20 protein-coding genes are annotated in these 15915 nt (G+C 45.7%); 10 read left to right on the top strand and 10 right to left on the bottom strand.

What is annotated here, in order from left to right:
* Positions 1-10: 10 nt before the first annotated feature.
* Positions 11-160 (top strand): 50S ribosomal protein L33, encoded by a 150-nt coding sequence (rpmG, locus tag ODZ53_RS24305; protein ID WP_012684162.1) that lies wholly within the window; start codon positions 11-13, stop codon positions 158-160.
* Between the two features lies 1 nt (position 161).
* On the opposite strand, the gene ODZ53_RS24300 is transcribed toward rpmG, so the two are convergent.
* Together ODZ53_RS24300 and ODZ53_RS24295 are read right to left on the bottom strand one after the other, a co-directional pair.
* Positions 162-1319, bottom strand: coding sequence for a glycerate kinase (locus tag ODZ53_RS24300; RefSeq protein ID WP_372680652.1), 1158 nt, complete (start codon positions 1317-1319; stop codon positions 162-164).
* Between the two features lie 91 nt (positions 1320-1410).
* Complete coding sequence (locus ODZ53_RS24295; RefSeq protein WP_012684164.1) at positions 1411-2574, bottom strand: cation:proton antiporter; 1164 nt, start codon at positions 2572-2574, stop codon at positions 1411-1413.
* 231 nt (positions 2575-2805) lie between these two features.
* Here ODZ53_RS24295 and ODZ53_RS24290 point away from each other — a divergent pair, with 231 nt between their 5' ends.
* A complete protein-coding gene (locus ODZ53_RS24290) occupies positions 2806-3150 on the top strand; it encodes a cupin domain-containing protein (protein WP_064202571.1) in 345 nt (114 codons plus the stop codon).
* A gap of 50 nt (positions 3151-3200) precedes the next feature.
* On the opposite strand, the gene ODZ53_RS24285 is transcribed toward ODZ53_RS24290, so the two are convergent.
* The 3 genes from ODZ53_RS24285 to ODZ53_RS24275 all read right to left on the bottom strand — a co-directional run bounded on the left by ODZ53_RS24285 (position 3201) and on the right by ODZ53_RS24275 (position 4164).
* Complete coding sequence (locus ODZ53_RS24285) at positions 3201-3335, bottom strand: hypothetical protein (RefSeq protein ID WP_012684166.1); 135 nt, start codon at positions 3333-3335, stop codon at positions 3201-3203.
* Positions 3336-3361: 26 nt separating this feature from the next.
* A complete protein-coding gene (locus tag ODZ53_RS24280; RefSeq protein WP_372680650.1) occupies positions 3362-3652 on the bottom strand; it encodes a hypothetical protein in 291 nt (96 codons plus the stop codon).
* 98 nt (positions 3653-3750) lie between these two features.
* Positions 3751-4164 (bottom strand): Lrp/AsnC family transcriptional regulator, encoded by a 414-nt coding sequence (locus ODZ53_RS24275; RefSeq protein ID WP_372680648.1) that lies wholly within the window; start codon positions 4162-4164, stop codon positions 3751-3753.
* 118 nt (positions 4165-4282) lie between these two features.
* Between ODZ53_RS24275 and ODZ53_RS24270 the strand changes: the two genes are divergently transcribed.
* The 4 genes from ODZ53_RS24270 to clpP all read left to right on the top strand — a co-directional run bounded on the left by ODZ53_RS24270 (position 4283) and on the right by clpP (position 6655).
* Positions 4283-5041 (top strand): MBL fold metallo-hydrolase, encoded by a 759-nt coding sequence (locus ODZ53_RS24270; protein ID WP_372680646.1) that lies wholly within the window; start codon positions 4283-4285, stop codon positions 5039-5041.
* 150 nt (positions 5042-5191) lie between these two features.
* A complete protein-coding gene (locus ODZ53_RS24265; protein ID WP_372680644.1) occupies positions 5192-5785 on the top strand; it encodes a winged helix-turn-helix domain-containing protein in 594 nt (197 codons plus the stop codon).
* Complete coding sequence (locus tag ODZ53_RS24260) at positions 5782-6039, top strand: hypothetical protein (RefSeq protein WP_173606221.1); 258 nt, start codon at positions 5782-5784, stop codon at positions 6037-6039. The genes ODZ53_RS24265 and ODZ53_RS24260 overlap by 4 nt, the downstream gene beginning before the upstream one ends.
* 34 nt (positions 6040-6073) lie before the next feature.
* Positions 6074-6655 (top strand): ATP-dependent Clp endopeptidase proteolytic subunit ClpP, encoded by a 582-nt coding sequence (gene clpP, locus ODZ53_RS24255; protein ID WP_372680642.1) that lies wholly within the window; start codon positions 6074-6076, stop codon positions 6653-6655.
* A gap of 117 nt (positions 6656-6772) precedes the next feature.
* On the opposite strand, the gene ODZ53_RS24250 is transcribed toward clpP, so the two are convergent.
* A complete protein-coding gene (locus ODZ53_RS24250; RefSeq protein WP_372680640.1) occupies positions 6773-7405 on the bottom strand; it encodes a hypothetical protein in 633 nt (210 codons plus the stop codon).
* A 102-nt stretch (positions 7406-7507) separates the two neighbouring features.
* Positions 7508-8314 (bottom strand): hypothetical protein, encoded by an 807-nt coding sequence (locus tag ODZ53_RS24245; protein WP_372680638.1) that lies wholly within the window; start codon positions 8312-8314, stop codon positions 7508-7510.
* Between the two features lie 195 nt (positions 8315-8509).
* Here ODZ53_RS24245 and ODZ53_RS24240 point away from each other — a divergent pair, with 195 nt between their 5' ends.
* The 3 genes from ODZ53_RS24240 (at position 8510) to ODZ53_RS24230 (ending at position 11425) form a co-directional block, all read left to right on the top strand.
* Complete coding sequence (locus ODZ53_RS24240; RefSeq protein ID WP_372680636.1) at positions 8510-10195, top strand: methyl-accepting chemotaxis protein; 1686 nt, start codon at positions 8510-8512, stop codon at positions 10193-10195.
* A gap of 343 nt (positions 10196-10538) precedes the next feature.
* Complete coding sequence (locus ODZ53_RS24235) at positions 10539-10901, top strand: cupin (RefSeq protein ID WP_173627348.1); 363 nt, start codon at positions 10539-10541, stop codon at positions 10899-10901.
* Positions 10902-10990: 89 nt separating this feature from the next.
* Entirely contained in the window at positions 10991-11425 is a 435-nt protein-coding gene (locus tag ODZ53_RS24230; protein WP_016740846.1) for a metal-dependent hydrolase, read from the top strand.
* Positions 11426-11470: 45 nt separating this feature from the next.
* Here ODZ53_RS24230 and ODZ53_RS24225 read toward each other — a convergent pair whose 3' ends face one another.
* The 3 genes from ODZ53_RS24225 to ODZ53_RS24215 form a co-directional block, all read right to left on the bottom strand.
* A complete protein-coding gene (locus ODZ53_RS24225) occupies positions 11471-11896 on the bottom strand; it encodes a hypothetical protein (protein WP_188066890.1) in 426 nt (141 codons plus the stop codon).
* Positions 11897-12460: 564 nt separating this feature from the next.
* Complete coding sequence (locus tag ODZ53_RS24220) at positions 12461-12772, bottom strand: hypothetical protein (protein WP_372680633.1); 312 nt, start codon at positions 12770-12772, stop codon at positions 12461-12463.
* 318 nt (positions 12773-13090) lie between these two features.
* Entirely contained in the window at positions 13091-14740 is a 1650-nt protein-coding gene (locus ODZ53_RS24215) for a hypothetical protein (RefSeq protein WP_372680631.1), read from the bottom strand.
* A gap of 214 nt (positions 14741-14954) precedes the next feature.
* Here ODZ53_RS24215 and ODZ53_RS24210 point away from each other — a divergent pair, with 214 nt between their 5' ends.
* Positions 14955-15869 (top strand): LysR family transcriptional regulator, encoded by a 915-nt coding sequence (locus ODZ53_RS24210; RefSeq protein ID WP_173627346.1) that lies wholly within the window; start codon positions 14955-14957, stop codon positions 15867-15869.
* Positions 15870-15915 lie beyond the last annotated feature (46 nt).

The raw sequence follows: 15915 nt of genomic DNA, 5'->3' as shown, positions 1-15915 counted from the left end.
GCTGACATCCATGCGCGTGAACATTACTCTGCAATGCACCGAAACCGGAGATCGCAACTATATCACATCCAAAAACAAACGGAATCATCCCGAGCGATTGGAATTGAAAAAGTACTCCCCGCGACTAAAGCGCTATACCCTTCATAGGGAAACAAAGTAATTCAAAAGATACGGTTAACACAATGCTGGAGCGGGATAGTAGCAATCCGCATAACCTGCTCGGCCGTCTGCTCCAAGAGCGAGGCAGCTTCGAGCATCGATTGATCTAGCGTCATCGGTTTGTTGGTGATGCTGACAACGGCAGAGACGCCTTTTTCATAAAGGGTGTCGATGCCATTTCCAATGGAACCAGCGAGGACGATGACGGGAATGCCGTATCGTTGCGCGACTTGGGCAACTCCACATGGCGTCTTTCCTTGGGCAGTCTGGAAGTCGACTTGGCCCTCGCCTGTGATCACAAGATTGGCTTTGTCCATGGCTTCCGCGAGTCCGGTCGTCTCGATCACAATCTCAATACCGGAACGCAGCTGACCATTCAGAAAAGCGAGAAGGGCACCAGCGACACCACCCGCAGCACCCGTTCCAGGCAGATCGTGAATGGCGATGCCGCGGGTCTTTTCGATCAAGTCAGCGAAATGGCGTAAATGATCATCCAATTGCAGCACCATTTCGGGTGTAGCTCCTTTTTGCGGGCCGAAAACGTGAGAAGCGCCATTGGGTCCAACAAAAGGATTGGTGACATCACATGCGATGACGAAGTGACAGTCAGCCAGCCGTTTATCAACCTGACTGTTATCAATACGGCTCAGTCGTGATAATTCCCCCCCTCCAAAAGAGAGTGGCTGATCGTTTTGATCGAGAAGCACATATCCGAGGGCTTGGAGCATACCAGTGCCTCCATCATTGGTAGCACTGCCACCCAGTCCCAGAATGAACTTGCGGCAGCCTTGATCCAGTCCAGCCGTAATCAACTGACCAAAGCCATAGGTCGTCGTGACAAACGGGTTGCGATCTGCGGCAGAAATCAAGTAAAGGCCAGATGCAGCAGCCATTTCGATCACACAGGTTACACCGTCACCCAAAATACCGAATTCAGCAGAAATGTCCTGTCCAAGCGGGTTTTTTACGGTGGCGGTCAGTATTCTGCCATCTGTGGCATCGACCAGGCATTGCATAGTACCTTCGCCGCCGTCAGCCATCGGTTTCACGATGAGTTCACTTTGCGGGAGTGCGCGTTGAATCCCTGAGCGAATAGCTTCGCCCACCTGTTTGGCAGTCAGGCTGCCTTTAAAGGAATCCGGAGCGATTACAATTTTCATGATGGTGTTCCTCCTATCGGAATAGGGTATTTTTACCATAATAAAAAAAGACTGTCTCCCGCGTCTATGGCGAGAAACAGTCTTGGTTGTGTTAGGCGTTCTTTTTCAATGCCATTTCTTCTGGCTGTGTCGTTTTCGAGAAGAACCATTTCATCATTGGTGGAGTGACGATGGTGGTTAAGAGTACGACGACAATCAGGACGGCAAACATGTCTTGCGTGAGCAAATTGTTCTCCAAACCAATGGCGGCGATAATGAGTGCCACTTCTCCACGCGATACCATGGCAGCACCGATGGCCATCGAGTTTTTCCACGGGAAGCCTGTGATTTTTGCACCAAAAGCACCACCGATGAGCTTGGAAACAATTGCGATGACGCTCAAGAGCACAATCAATCCGAGATTTTCCAAGATGCCAGAGAACTGTGCCGTTACTCCGATCGAGGTGAAGAAGACTGGCACGAAAACCGCGTAGCTGATGGTTTCGACCTTATGCGTTACTTCTGTCTTGTAATTGGTTAAGCTGATGGCAACACCGGCGATGTAGGAACCGATGATGGCGGCAACCCCTGTATATTCAGCAAAATAAGCGAACAGGAAACAGATAATGAGTGCTGCGGAAATGACCGATTCTGTAACCTGCAACGGAGCAAATTTTTTCAAAACCCAAGGGACAACCTTCCAGGAAAGAGCGATGACGATGGCAAAGAACGCGACTTTTTTCAATACCACCATGCCGAGATTTACGTCCCCGCCAGCAAAGCTCATCAAGAAAGCGAGCGCGAGGATGACCAAAACGTCATCAATAACAGCAGCTCCCATGATGGTTGCGCCTTCTCTTGATTTTAGCTTGCCCAATTCCTTCAACGTTTGTACGGAAATACTCACACTGGTAGCAGAGAGCAGCAGGCCCAGGAAGATCGCTTCAATATTGGAGAGACCAATCGCAATCCCGGCACCATAACCGAGTGCAAGTGGCATGACAATTCCTGCGATCCCTACGCTGGTTGAAGACTTGGCGGTGCGTTTGAACTCATCAATATCGGTCTCCAAGCCCGCGATAAACATGAGAAGGATAACCCCGATTTGACTAATTTCCTTGAGGATTTCTGTGTCTGTGACTAGCCCGAGAACGGTAGGACCTAGAACGATACCGATGAGCAGTTTCCCCAAAACGGATGGCTGTCCCAGCCGTACGCTGATATCACCAGCGATTTTGGAGGCAATCAAAATGACAGCCAGCTGAAAAATAAGCATGTGGTTTCCCCCTTTTTACAAAATAAAAAAGAGCCCGTAAATCACAGCTTTCTTTTTGTCGGCTAAAAAAGGACAAAAAGAACCCTATGATGACAGGCTCCTCCAGTTACGAATCAAATATTCACTTATCATACACAAATATTATAGCAAAGCCAGCAGGAAAAGTAAACACTTGGTGACAAATGCTCCCCAGCGTGTGAAGATAGAGCAAAAACTGGAGGAGGAGCAGGCATGACGAAAATCAGCAAAGAGAACGCGGAGCATTATCATTGGGGAGATCAATGCGATGGCTGGCATCTGGTCAAAGGCCAAGAGCTCAGCGTCATTCATGAGCGGATGCCTGGAAATACAGCAGAAGTGCGCCATTATCACGAGCGGTCGCGACAGTTTTTCTTCGTGCTGTCAGGACAGGCTATGCTGGAAGTGGATGGCGTTCGTCATGTGATCAACAGGCAGGAAGGGCTAGAAGTGCCTCCAGGAGTCAAACACCAGATGAAAAACGAAAGAGCGGAGGATGTGGAATTTCTTGTGATCTCGCAGCCAACAACAAGAGGAGACCGCATCCAGGCAAATTAAAGAAAGCCTGACCGTCAAAGGATGCGGTCAGGCTTTTGTATGTGTCATGCTTATTTGAAATTGGTAAAATCGGATACTTGCGCGAAGAAATCTGCCAATGCATGTATTCCTTCGAATGTTTGGTAAGCAAAAATAGGCAGACCCACAATAAACAACAAAGCTTCTCCGATATATTTGGCGATCATATGATCAACCTCCTTTTGGATGTTCGTTACGCTACGTGATCCAAAACAAAGGAACCATATGTATCCATTTCGCTGTCTGTATGCTGCATGCGCCTGAATAAGCGAAGGCGCTGCGGTTGCCTTGCCGCCATTGGATAAGTCTCAACCAACAATGTGTTAATGGGAGGTCGGTACATATCCGTGACGTTCTGAGGTAGAGCCCGGTTTTGCAGGCAACACTGTCTGAGACAAAAAGCAGAAGTGAAGCATCCTACAAAAATCGCGACCAAGGCGAAGAAATCTTCCAGCGAAAACAGCAATAACAGCATATCTTCCATGGCGATTCTCCTCCTTTCGTATTCATCATTCTACTCTTGTTCACAAAATCGTGCAATCTTAAAAATTTATGAGAGCGAATACATTGACAAACTACCAACTATTTCAATTTGTTAATCGATAGGTTGACACGGTAATTCCCAAAAGGAAGCAGGGCATCTAAAAAATAATTGAGGGCCTCTTGATCTTGAACATGTACCACCATGGAATAGCAGCCTTCTCCGCTAATGCGATGTGCTTGGACGATCTCGCTGCGACTTTTGATAAAACGAGTGAAGAGAGAATGATCGGTAGTGGTCATGAACATAGTGACCAGAGCAGTGAGGAAAGGGGCAATTTTAGCTTCATCAATGAGCGTCGTGTAGCCTTGAATAATCCCTTGCTGCTCCATTCGTCTAATGCGGTTGCCCACGGCTTGACCGCTTAGATGGACCTGTTCGCCGATGTCCTTCCACTGCAAGCGGCTGTTTTTGCGTAGCAAGGCAAGGATGGAGAGATCAATTTGGTCTAGCATGTGTAACTCCTTTCACGGCGAAAGTGGGAAGCCAGCAATCGTTTCGCGGCAACCGTTCACGGCCTTATACAATAAACGTACATCCATTATAGCGATAACGAGGAAAGGAAGAAATGACATGCAGATTCAGCTTGTACGACATGCTACCTTACGTGTGGAATATGCAGGGCTGACATTTTTGGTCGATCCGATGTTTAGCACAAAGGGCGAATTGCCAGCCGTACCAAATACACCGAATCAGTGCCCGAATCCAGGAGTAGAATTGCCCATATCCGTGGAGGAAGTACTCGCTGGCGTGAACGCCGTCTTGGTGACGCATACCCATTTTGATCATCTCGATGAAGCGGCCATCCGCCTTCTCCCGAAGCATTTGCCTGTATTTTGCCAGCCACCTGATCGAGAAAAGCTGGTGCAGCATGGCTTCGAACAAGTCATTGCCATCGAAGCGGAGTATACATGGCAAGGTGTTCACCTGCATCGGACAAGTGGTCAACACGGAACAGGGGAAATTGGGCAGCAGATGGGGCCAGTATCTGGCTTCGTCCTGCAGCGAGCTGGTGAGCAGACGCTGTATGTGGCGGGGGATACGATTTGGTGTGAGGAGGTGGAGCAGGCCATCGCTGAATATCGTCCGGATGCGATCGCTGTTTTCGCAGGTGCGGCCCGGTTCTTGACGGGAGACCCGATCACGATGACGAAGGAGGATATCGTCCATGTCGCAAATGCCGTACCCGACAGCCGAATTCTCGTTGCCCACATGGAGACGTGGAACCATTGCTTGCTCAGCCGCTGGGAATTGAATGAATGTTTGCAGGAAAAACAGCTATCCGGACGTGTACATGTTCCGAAGGATGGCGAAACCATCTCCTTTCAATGACGAACCGAATTGTAATGAAAAACAAAAGCTCCGCAGGCTATAGCGGGGCTTTTGACGTTGTCGAAAAAAAGGCTTAACCATCATTTGACAAACAAAAACGAACGTAATAAACTATTTTTACGTAAATGATTAATGTCATGAGGTGTTGTTGTGGCGCACGAACAACTGGAAACATATGTAGTCGAGAAGCCGGAACAGGCGATGGCGCTATTGAACCCGCTCCGTGCCGAGATTTTAAGCCGTTTGTCAGAGCCTGCTTCAGCAGCAGAAGTAGCGCGTGGTATCAATGAAATCCCGCAGCGTGTCAATTATCACTTGAAGGCCTTGGAAAAGGTTGGATTGGTTAGGCGGGTAGGGAGTCGACAGGTGCGCAATCTCGTCGAGGTGCTTTATTTGGCGATTGCGCGGACGTATGTGCTCTCGGAAGGACTGAACTGGGGCAATGATACCGTTCAGCAAATGAAGGATCAAGGGTCGCTGTCTCATCTGGTCCAGACAGCAGAACGAATCAAGCGGGATGCCATGCTCTTGCTGGAGCGCTCCGATCAAGAGGTGGAGGTTCCGAGCGCCTCATTGAATGCGAGTATTCAGCTAGCTAGTGCGGAACAGCGCAGTGCTTTTGTAGAGGAATACGTCCAACTGGTGAATCAGCTTGTGGCGAAGTATCAGCCAAAAGAAAAAGGACAAGAGACGTATCAGGTCGTTCTTGCGGTTTATCCAAAACAAGGAGGAGACGAGGCATGAAGGCACACGCTGTGGAGTCAAACAAGTCCAAACCCGTAATCGTTTGGGAAAATCGTATCCAGCCACAATCTGATCAGGTCATTGCCATGCCGAGCCGAAACGGAAATGGAGTTGCGGTCGAAAGAGAAGCGGCTGTTCAGACGTGGTCAGTGGGTCCGGCGAGTAATCCGGCAGTAGTGACACAGGTTTCATCTGGATTTAACAAAAAATCAGTGGCGGTTCCACAAGCAACCAGCATGCGAATGGCCGCGTAAAAATTGAGCGTAAACAAGCGAAGGAGGGTTTTTCATGAATCTCATTCCGGTAGTAGTCGAGCAAACGAGTTATGGAGAGAGGTCCTATGACATTTACTCCCGGTTGTTGAAGGATCGCATCATTTTTCTCGGATGTGCCATCGATGATCAGGTAGCCAATGCAGTCGTAGCTCAGTTGCTGTTCCTGGCAGCAGAGGACCCGAAAAAAGACATTCACTTATATATCAATTCGCCCGGAGGCTCTGTCACAGCAGGGATGGCGATTATCGATACGATGAAGTTTGTGGCACCTGATGTGTCCACGATCTGTACTGGAATGGCAGCGTCTATGGGCGCGATGCTTCTCGTAGCAGGAGCGCCCGGCAAACGGTACGCGCTGCCCAATGCAGAAGTCATGCTCCACCAGCCGTGGGGAGGCAGTCAAGGACAGGCGAGTGATATCAAGATCGCAGCAGACCGTATCATGCGACATCGCCACATGCTGTATACGATCATCTCGGAGCGTACGGGAAAAACAGTCGAGCAAATCGAAAAGGATGCAGACCGCGACTATTTCCTTACCGCCGCAGAGGCGCTTGAATACGGCTTGATTGATAAAGTGATCGAAAAATTATAGAGATAAAGGGATAGAGGGTAAAGTGGCTGCGAAGCTCGGAGTTTAGGCGTACGGACTGATTGAACCGTCAGGGATTTTGCCTGACGTTTTTTTTTGCACACGAACGTGTTTAAAGGATTAAGTTTTATCGACTTGTTCTAGGAAGTTGTTCAATTGCTCCATAGCGTTGTTAACATTCATAAAAAAGATATCGATATCTGTAACGGTATGCTTTTCAAGTAATTTCTCAGGTTTCGTAATGAATGTGTATAGATTTATACCTGTCTCATCCTGCTCTTGCTCAGGGTATACATAGATGAGTAGATCGTCAATTCGCTCTCTTAGCTCAATGATTTCATTTGCTGTAAGTTTTGCCGCTATATGTTCTTCTGTCAACAAATCATTAAGCTGCCTTGTGAGTTGGGTCAATTTGCGATTCGCGTCAAATAATTTTGCGATGGTTTGCTCGTTGTAGTGTTTTGCAAGGTAGAGCGAGATGATATTTTCTACACTTTCATAAATTTTCATCCTGCTATTTCCTTGTTTATACCCATTAACATACATTTGAAGTGATTCTAATGTGATTTCTTTTCCATTGGCATTACCTAAAAAATCACTGATAGATCCTACATATCTATAGTTATTGAATACATTTTCTGAGTAGGTGTATGCAAGCATTCGGATTTCATCTTCACTGATATCGGCTGCATCCTTATTGCATCCAGAGGTAAACACTAGAATCAAGGATAGCATGATTAGTATCTTTTTCATTATTACCGCCCCTTCATTTTAATTGTATAATAAAGACTGAATTTTCCTGATTTATTAAGAAAACAGGTGTCCACCATAAAGGAGGACACCCAAATTTTAACATTATCCTTTCCAATATTCACCTGTAGAGGTGAGTGGATTTAAATACTTCACACCCGTGTTCCAAGTTATATTAAATCCTCCACCGCCACCTGATACGTTACCACCTATCCCAGTAATTGAAGTGCTTGTCCAAGAATGGTCATATTGTAAATAGACCCGCTCATTTTTGTTTGTTGTAACTTTTTCAAGTACAGCGGTTATCGTGCCATTTGTAACATATCGATCATTAATCCAAAAGCCAACACCTGCGTCTGTAGCGCGTTTTGCTAACGCCACCTTACCACGTTTTTTATCAGTTCTTGTATCGAAGTAAGCTTCTTCATCACCCAAGCCATTCCAACCTTGAATGACAACCCCATCTACGTCGATTGGCATACTTCTTTTATTATCTGTATAAACACCTACGAAATCGTATGGATCACGTCCGACAAAACCTTCATTCTCATCCCACTCCCAATATCCAACAAACACATATTGATCACTTTCATCATCGTAAACAATTCTATCAGTAAACGTAATCCATCCTTCCTCGTTAGATAATGCCTTGATCGGTTTTCCATCTTCACCATCTGAATTTACTACCTTCAAATTACTGTATTTTTCTATTGTTATTTTCATTGCCTTATCAAAATCTTTCGTTTTTCTTACTTGCTCTCGTAAGTAATCTAATTTTTCGTTAAGTTTTTCTTGTTTAACAGCTTTCTCGTATTTTGCATCAACTTTTTCAGCAAAAGCCATACTTGGAACAGTGAGCAATGACATTGAAAGTGTAAGAGGTGTAATTATCTTAGATAAATTACCTAACATTAACTCATCTCCCTAATTATGGTATATACTTCGTTTGCATTCTACTATTTCTTGATTGTTTGTTCAATGTGTTTTTTGAAAAGTTCTAAAATTACAGCGATTTAATCTGGCGGTCTTTTGTTTGCACATCGAAATGTTTGAAGGAAAGAGGAGTCGGGTATGAACAAAAGTATCAGATGACGGGAGGCACATCTTGTGAAAATCAGAACAAAAATCATCCTGGCTTTTGGTGTCATATTGGCAGTCATGTTCGGTTCAGGTACGTATATGCACCTGCAAATGCTAGCAATGAAGGCATCCTACACCCAGATTATCGAAGAGGAAAAATTATTGACGGATCTGCGTGAAATGCAGTTTATCATGACAGGTCGAAATAATGACGAACGAGCCTACTTGTTAACAGGCGATGAAGAATTTCGGAAGGAATTGAAAGGAAAGGCAGCAAAGGTGGACAGCCTGTTTGCCAAAATGAACAGTTCTCTAGAGTCTTCTCACCATCGTGAAAAAATGGAGGAGGCAATGGGACTATACAAGTCCTTTCTGGAGTCGAGTGATAAAGCGGTAGAGGCACAGGATAATGGGCTACATGATGAAGCCATTGCGCATCATTTCGGCAAGGAGCGGCAATCGAGAGTAGCACTAGATTCAGTTGTGAGTGGACTGGTCGAAGAGGTGCGTAATGAAATCGAAGTAGATAGACAGGAGCTGGCGGAGAACGAAGGAATTTCGGCCATGATCCAGTTATTTTTTAATGCAGTGGGAATTCTCGTCGCGATTGTGGTCGGCGGTTTTCTAATTCGCTCGATCGTGGCACCGCTGCATCGGGTGAACAAACAGCTACATGAGATCGCTGAAGGAGAAGGAGATTTGACGCAAGAGTTGACCGTCTTTTCCAAAGACGAGATTGGACAGTTGGCAGGCTCATTCAACCGGATGCTGGCCAATTTACGAGAGCTGATTTCTCAGGTTCGTGGACATGCCCAGCAGGTTGCAGCCGCGGCTGAACAACTGACAGCGAGCTCGAAGCAAACGAGCCAAGCTACAGAGCAGATCGCCATCACGATCCAGGAAATGACGGAAGGAACGGACAGACAATCCCAAAACGTAGAAGAGAGTCAGCAAGAAGTCGAAGAAATATCCGCAGGAATTGAAAAAATTGCGGCACGTGCCCAAAGCGTGTCTGCTGCGGCTGCCAGTACCTCAGAGCTGGCGACAGAGGGGGATCGAACCATCCAGCAGTCGGTTTCCCAGATGAACGGGATCGGAGAAACGATGGAGAATTTGACTGCACTGGTAGGTGGCTTGGGAAAACGCTCCGAGCAAATCGGTCAAATCGTCGAAGTCATTACGCAAATTTCAGGTCAGACGAATCTATTGGCATTGAATGCCGCCATCGAAGCGGCGAGGGCTGGTGAACATGGCAGAGGCTTTGCTGTCGTGGCGGATGAAGTGCGAAAGCTGGCAGAGCAGGCATCTGCATCGGCACAAGAAATCTCCCAACTGGTAGCGTCGATCCAGATGGAGACGACCAACGCAGTCCTCACGATGGAAAAAGGCTCTCAAGAAGTAGCAGATGGGATGGGGGGCGTCGCAAGAGCAGGAGAAGCGTTCTCTCAAATTCGCGATGCTGTTGTAGGCGTGACGAATGAGATTCAAGAGGTATCGATTGCTGCACATACCCTTACGGCAAGTACAGGCAAGGTCGGACAATCGATGCAGATGATCGCGACTGTCGCGCAATCGGCAGTCTCTCACTCGGTGGAAGTCTCGTCTGCTACAGAAGAACAGCTTGCTTCGATGGAGGAAATCTACGCCTCGGCTGCATCACTTGCGAGCCTCGCGGATGATTTGGAAAAGCTGATAGGCCATTTCAAGGTATAAAGCTTCGTCACAGGATACACCCCTGAGAATCGACAGAGATTCTGAGGGGTGTTTTTGGTTTACGCCAATTTCCACAAAGCCAATCTTCGATACACGAGAAAAACCACGAGATTCACCGCTTAGCTTGGCTAAAGTGGGGGATGAATCTGCTCTGGGAAGTAAGGGTTTTTTGCTTTTTGAGTTAAATTTCCCGATATTTCCATAGAACATACGTTCCTGTTGTGGTAAACTCTTCCTGTGTGGAGGTCATCGCCATACTCTGTAATCGTGGAAGATGAGTCTGTCACAGCGCCTCTAGTTGCGCTATGATAAGGCTTACGCGTTAAAAGGCGGAGGAGAAAGTATGAAACGATTTCGATTTGATCAGCAAGTAGGCAAAACAATTGATCGCTATCAGTCCGTCCAGGCGACGATTTCTCGTGTCATCCGCACGCCTGATTCCGTTTCGATAGGATGTATCCATTTGGAGGCAGGCGGGATTGTCGGCTATCATCCGGCGACTTGCCCTCAGCTTTTTCTCGTGGTGAACGGTGAAGGCTGGGTACGCGGTGAAGGTACAGAGCGCATCCCGATCCAGAGTGGTCAGGCGGCATTCTGGATCACAGGTGAAGGGCACGAATCAGGCAGTGAAACCGGAATGACAGCCATTGTGATCGAAGGAGATGGGCTCGATCCGGAGAGCTTCATGTCCTTGCTGGAGACATAACGCTTGTATGTATGATGGTATTGGTTTGCCATTCCACCAACCGTACATAAGCTCCCAAGACTCCCCAAGAAAGACGGTGTGAAAGGCAAATGACATGGAAAACACATATGGTACTCGGTGCCATTGCAGGCTACTGTGCCTATCCTTCGTGGAAGGGTAGTGTCATTGGTGCAACGATGGCACTTGTACCCGATATCGATCAAGCAAATAGCAAGCTCGGAAACTTGATGGGACCTTTGTCCAAAATGCTGCAAAAAGGATTCGGTCATCGTACGGTGACACATTCATGGGTGATTTTATTCCTTCCGTTCCTGCTGTTCGGCGATTCTTTGGCTGCCATGGCAGCGCTTTGGGGGATTTTGTCCCATCTGATTAGCGATATGCTGGTGGGGCGCATTCAGTTATTGTGGCCGTTGCGAGTGGGATGGCTCGGCATTCCGGTGTCCAAGTCGATGTATCGGACTGTGGATCGGATCGTGTTTTATGTAGCGATTGTGTATATTGTGATCAAAGGTTATCAGTAAAAGGAATGGACATTGAGAAAGGACCTCCCTCTGGAGGTCCCACTATTAATCAGCATGATAGTGATTTATAATCAGCAGAAAAGTATTTGTACGTAATTTGACGATTTGTCCTATCTCTACATATTCATTAGGCTCTTTCTCAATGGACTCCATATGTTCATAAAGGACATCGACAATATCATTCTCTTGTTTATTTTGGCATTCCAAATAAGCATATGTCTGTTTTATTTTTTTCATAGAGGACCCTCTTTCTCTACTTGTTAGAGTCGCTTCCGATTTCTGGTTGATACCATAGCTATTTAGTGAAAACAATAACGAATTTTGACTGATTTTTGTAATTTGATCGACTTCCATGTATTCGTCAGGTTCCGTATCAAGATATCGAATGACATCTTTTATTTCTTCTAAAACGTTTCGGTTTATCCCAACCCTGGATCTTGAGTGTACATAACTTTGCCCTGCTTTATGCATGTGTATCACGCATCCTTATTTTGTTGCAGTTTCTATTCGCTTAACTCCAGAGAAAATTGAATATTTAGTGATTCGGTTGTTTTAATTTCCTCTAGTGACTTTTAGAAGAAGAGGTACTTGGTTCAAAGAGTGAGTTTTTCTAGAACATTGGGTATTGTGTGCTTCTATCAGGAACCGAATTATTTATGATAACGACATGTCGATCAGTTGGAGTATCGCTTGTACTTATATTATTCTTGAAACTTTTATAATAAAATGTAACATTGTACTTCGTACTTCTAACTTTTTTCACGTCATCAGCTTCATTCATCGTTATTTCACGTAATTTTTTTACATTTACGTTTTTTCCGTACTGAGTTTTTGAACTCGTAGATTTAATTGACGGATCATACTTATGTTTAGTGTAAGCATGATCAGTGATAAAGTCTTTTGCGTCAAATCCACCATTCGTTTTAGTTGGTACCGAAGCTGGTCTCTTTCTCTTTTTCTTTTTGAATGCATCTATTTGTTGAGGAGAATGCGCACCATCATTGACATATGTTATCTGTCCACTAGCATTCACTGTTACAAAGACAGTAAACTCTCACCAGTTATCTCATCCCAATCAGTAAACTCTAGAGTGTCAGAAAAAATAAGCCCTGATGTTTCAATAGCAGCTAAGTCATATGTTTCTATCTTTTCTTGTAAAGACATCGCCAAAGGTACTACATCTGTATCATTAGGAGTATTTACACTCGCTGTCGTAATGTTTAAAGCAACTTGTGATCTCAAACCATTTTTAGCTAAAGCATAGGCATCATTGGTTACAATTAAGTTAGATAAGGAAAGTAAGGACATAACTGTAAACCAAATAAATCCCTTTTTAATTTTTTTCACTTTTTACCTCCTGAGATATTTTTATTAATATAAGATATCAAAAAAAATAACATTATTGTAAATATTTTCTATAGTAATAAATGCGTTGATCATTGTTAGGGTAAATACTCAAAGAATAAGGAGTTAGGGGGATAATAACGATTGAGTGTGTTTATTCTGCAAAATAGTCAGCGTGTTGGCGATCGTTCGCGTATTTAGAATACTTAGGAAACTGAAAAAAGCTGACATCAGTTGGGGACCGATGTCAGCTTGCCACTTTTTCAATGACTATCATATAGCTTTGACCATTACGAGCGGATTCTTCTTATCACGAAACAATTAAGGCCCCATAAACTGTTGCACGAGCTCAGCGTGTTCATTCATGAACTTATCTGCGTTTTGCATGACTTCTTGTTGCGCTTCCATCATTTGTTGGTCAGTCGCTGTAACGAAATTGATGGAGTTGTCAGCAGTCATAGCTGGAATTTCCAGTGCTTTGCCGAATTCTGCTTTGGACTTCAGCTTGAAGCTAAAGCCTTTTGGCATATCCGGAGTAGGGTTCGAGAAGTTCACTTTTACCGTGCCGTCAGAATCTACACCATTGTCCGTCTTCGTCTCGTTCACGGTAACATTACCGGTCAGAGCGACAGGGTTGGAGGAATATTCGTCTGCCGCTACGAGTGCAAAGTCATACTTTCCGGTTGTTTTCTTGTCTTGCTTAGTTGTATCGAAAGTAGTCGAGAGGTCCAGAATTGGCTGGTCGGTCTCTTTCATTAGGATGCTGAACTTGCCCTTTGTCTTGTCTTTTTCTTTTGTCGCTCTGTAGGTGAAAGACATTTCGCCATTTTGCTGATCAGACAGGTTGTGCAGGGAGTAACGGTAGTATGTTTCTGCGCCTTTATCGTAAGAAACACTGCTGTAAACCAATTGATCTTTTTTCCCTTTCTCGTCGACCAAGAGTTTGCGGGACAAGATTTGATGATCGCTATTCACAAGCACGACCATTTTCAATTGCTCAGTTGATTTGGCGTTTGTATCTTCTGTATCCTTGATGATGTCATCGAAGGTTTGCTCGTAATTTTTCTTGAATTCTTCTTTGCTGATTTCTTCTACTTTGTAGCCGCTGTCGAGCATCAGGGTAGCCACATTGTGGTAGCGGCTGTAGATCAGGTCAAACAGCTTCTGGTCTGCTTTTGCTTTCTCTGCAATTTGCTTCGTCAGAGCCGCGTCTTCTTGAGCGTTGAAAGTAACGGTGATCTCTCGTGCATCTTCCTTGAGACCTTCTTCAGAGAAAGGAACGTCTTTTTTGATGCTTACCTGGCTGTCTTTGATGCTGTCAGCATACAGCAAGGCATACGGAGTCATGACCGTTTTGAGTTCATCTTGGTTAAAATTGATCGCTTCATTTAAATCGCTATAGCGTACGAAGCGCTTTGGCAGTTCCTCGCCGCCCAGCTTTTGCTTAAGTGCATCGCGATCTTTCAGGTCCATATAAGCGTACTTAGAGTAAAACTCCGGCAGCTTGAAGCCCATAACAGAATCATTCATGAAGTACTCTAGAGAGGCCAGCTTTTTATCTTGTAGGTGAACTTCCAGGTTCCCCGATTGTTGATTTTTCTGTTCATCGATGTTGCTTTGCATCACGATCTTCGCTTTGCCCAGCATGTCGAGAATTTTTTGCGCTTGCGGGTCTGGGATGGTTGCATCTAGGGCAATGTCACTCAACTCAGTGGTGGAGTGAACTGGTTTTTCCAAGTACGGCTTCATGTAGTCTTGGTATTCTCCGTAAGCTTTGGATACGTCGTTAGAAAACTTCATCATGCTCTCCGCTTCCGCTTGCAGGTAAATCGTTTTTGCACTCTTAAACAAGTCGTACTTGGCATAAGCGGTTCCTAAACCACCCAGTACAACGACAGCCGCTGCCCCCGCGATCAGCCATGCTTTTTTCTTGCTTTTGCGCGGTGGGTTCACGTTTGTTGCAGTTTCCATCTTTTCTCTCCCCTTTTGTTCTCTCTCTTTGGTGAGTCCAATGTGCGTAATGATTTTGCGCACTCGATTTTGTATTGTACCATAAGGGGGAAAAAGGAGAACGATTTCCAGTAAATTTCTTCAAAAATGAGGAAGAAAGACCCAAAAAGTTGCATTCTTCCTACTTTTGTATGCATATAGAACACAGAAAAAGCGACAGCAGGGGGGAGATCACGTGGATTTTCGCGTGCTGCAAACGTTTATGGTCGCGGCCACGACAGAAAATTTTCACCAGACAGCAGAAGCGTTGTTCATTGCGCAGCCTACTGTCAGTCAGCATATACGTCAATTGGAAAAGGAATTGGGGATCAAGCTGTTTGAACGGGTTGGCAAACGCGTTCGGTTAACGGCTGCGGGCAAACGCTACTTGCCACATGCAAAAGGACTTCTTCAACAGTGGCATAGCAGTATGGAGGACTTGCAGGCTTGGAGACAGGGCTATCGGGAGAAGCTTCAACTGGCTGTTTCCCCGATTATTGCCCGTGCTCGTTTTTCCCATTTGCTGCACCGTTACACCAAGCTCTATCCCGATGTAGATATCTCGATTAAAATTGTTGACTCCGTGGAAATTGGCCCGCTGGTGCAAAATGGACAGGCTGATCTGGGCCTGACCCGGATGGTGCCAGGGGAATTCCAGTTGTCTACTTATCTTTTGTATGAAGATCCTATTGTTTTTGCAGTTCCTCACAGCGGCGGAGATATGGAGGCGCCCTTGCCTGATTGGGAGCAAGAGGTGCAATCGAACCGTCTGCTGACCCATAATCACCCGGGCTACTGGGATGAGTTGCTGTTGCTTTTGCGTCAGAGGGGGCTTTCCTTGCGTACGATGGCTGTTTCGCAGGTAGACATTACAAAGCGCTTCATCGAGGATGGGTTGGGTGTTTCCTTTTTGCCTCGGACGGCTGTCGATCGGGATTTGTTTGAAAACCGTTTTATTGAACTGCCCACACCAGGCCTTGTTTTGCCAAAGGTCGCATCTTATTTGCTGGTACCGAAAGCAGGAATTAGTGAGCCAGCGCAACATTTTATGGAAATCTTGCATTCCTTGTATCCACCGATGCCACTTGTTCAGTCGGGTGGACGGACATAGAAGATAACAAGCCTGTAAGGTAGAGGTAAGGTGAATCGATAGTTTT

The sequence above is a fragment of the Brevibacillus sp. BD137 genome (genome assembly GCF_041644655.1).
Taxonomy (GTDB): domain Bacteria; phylum Bacillota; class Bacilli; order Brevibacillales; family Brevibacillaceae; genus Brevibacillus; species Brevibacillus brevis_D.
This window is presented reverse-complemented; position numbering and strand designations above follow the sequence as displayed.

What these genes read in the sequence shown, in the direction of transcription:
- rpmG (WP_012684162.1), top strand. Translation starts at nt 11, where the DNA reads ATGCGCGTGAACATTACTCTGCAATGCACCGAAACCGGAGATCGCAAC.
- ODZ53_RS24300 (WP_372680652.1), bottom strand. Translation starts at nt 1,319, where the DNA reads ATGAAAATTGTAATCGCTCCGGATTCCTTTAAAGGCAGCCTGACTGCC.
- ODZ53_RS24295 (WP_012684164.1), bottom strand. Translation starts at nt 2,574, where the DNA reads ATGCTTATTTTTCAGCTGGCTGTCATTTTGATTGCCTCCAAAATCGCT.
- ODZ53_RS24290 (WP_064202571.1), top strand. Translation starts at nt 2,806, where the DNA reads ATGACGAAAATCAGCAAAGAGAACGCGGAGCATTATCATTGGGGAGAT.
- ODZ53_RS24285 (WP_012684166.1), bottom strand. Translation starts at nt 3,335, where the DNA reads ATGATCGCCAAATATATCGGAGAAGCTTTGTTGTTTATTGTGGGTCTG.
- ODZ53_RS24280 (WP_372680650.1), bottom strand. Translation starts at nt 3,652, where the DNA reads ATGGAAGATATGCTGTTATTGCTGTTTTCGCTGGAAGATTTCTTCGCC.
- ODZ53_RS24275 (WP_372680648.1), bottom strand. Translation starts at nt 4,164, where the DNA reads ATGCTAGACCAAATTGATCTCTCCATCCTTGCCTTGCTACGCAAAAAC.
- ODZ53_RS24270 (WP_372680646.1), top strand. Translation starts at nt 4,283, where the DNA reads ATGCAGATTCAGCTTGTACGACATGCTACCTTACGTGTGGAATATGCA.
- ODZ53_RS24260 (WP_173606221.1), top strand. Translation starts at nt 5,782, where the DNA reads ATGAAGGCACACGCTGTGGAGTCAAACAAGTCCAAACCCGTAATCGTT.
- clpP (WP_372680642.1), top strand. Translation starts at nt 6,074, where the DNA reads ATGAATCTCATTCCGGTAGTAGTCGAGCAAACGAGTTATGGAGAGAGG.
- ODZ53_RS24250 (WP_372680640.1), bottom strand. Translation starts at nt 7,405, where the DNA reads ATGAAAAAGATACTAATCATGCTATCCTTGATTCTAGTGTTTACCTCT.
- ODZ53_RS24245 (WP_372680638.1), bottom strand. Translation starts at nt 8,314, where the DNA reads ATGTTAGGTAATTTATCTAAGATAATTACACCTCTTACACTTTCAATG.
- ODZ53_RS24235 (WP_173627348.1), top strand. Translation starts at nt 10,539, where the DNA reads ATGAAACGATTTCGATTTGATCAGCAAGTAGGCAAAACAATTGATCGC.
- ODZ53_RS24230 (WP_016740846.1), top strand. Translation starts at nt 10,991, where the DNA reads ATGACATGGAAAACACATATGGTACTCGGTGCCATTGCAGGCTACTGT.
- ODZ53_RS24225 (WP_188066890.1), bottom strand. Translation starts at nt 11,896, where the DNA reads ATGCATAAAGCAGGGCAAAGTTATGTACACTCAAGATCCAGGGTTGGG.
- ODZ53_RS24215 (WP_372680631.1), bottom strand. Translation starts at nt 14,740, where the DNA reads ATGGAAACTGCAACAAACGTGAACCCACCGCGCAAAAGCAAGAAAAAA.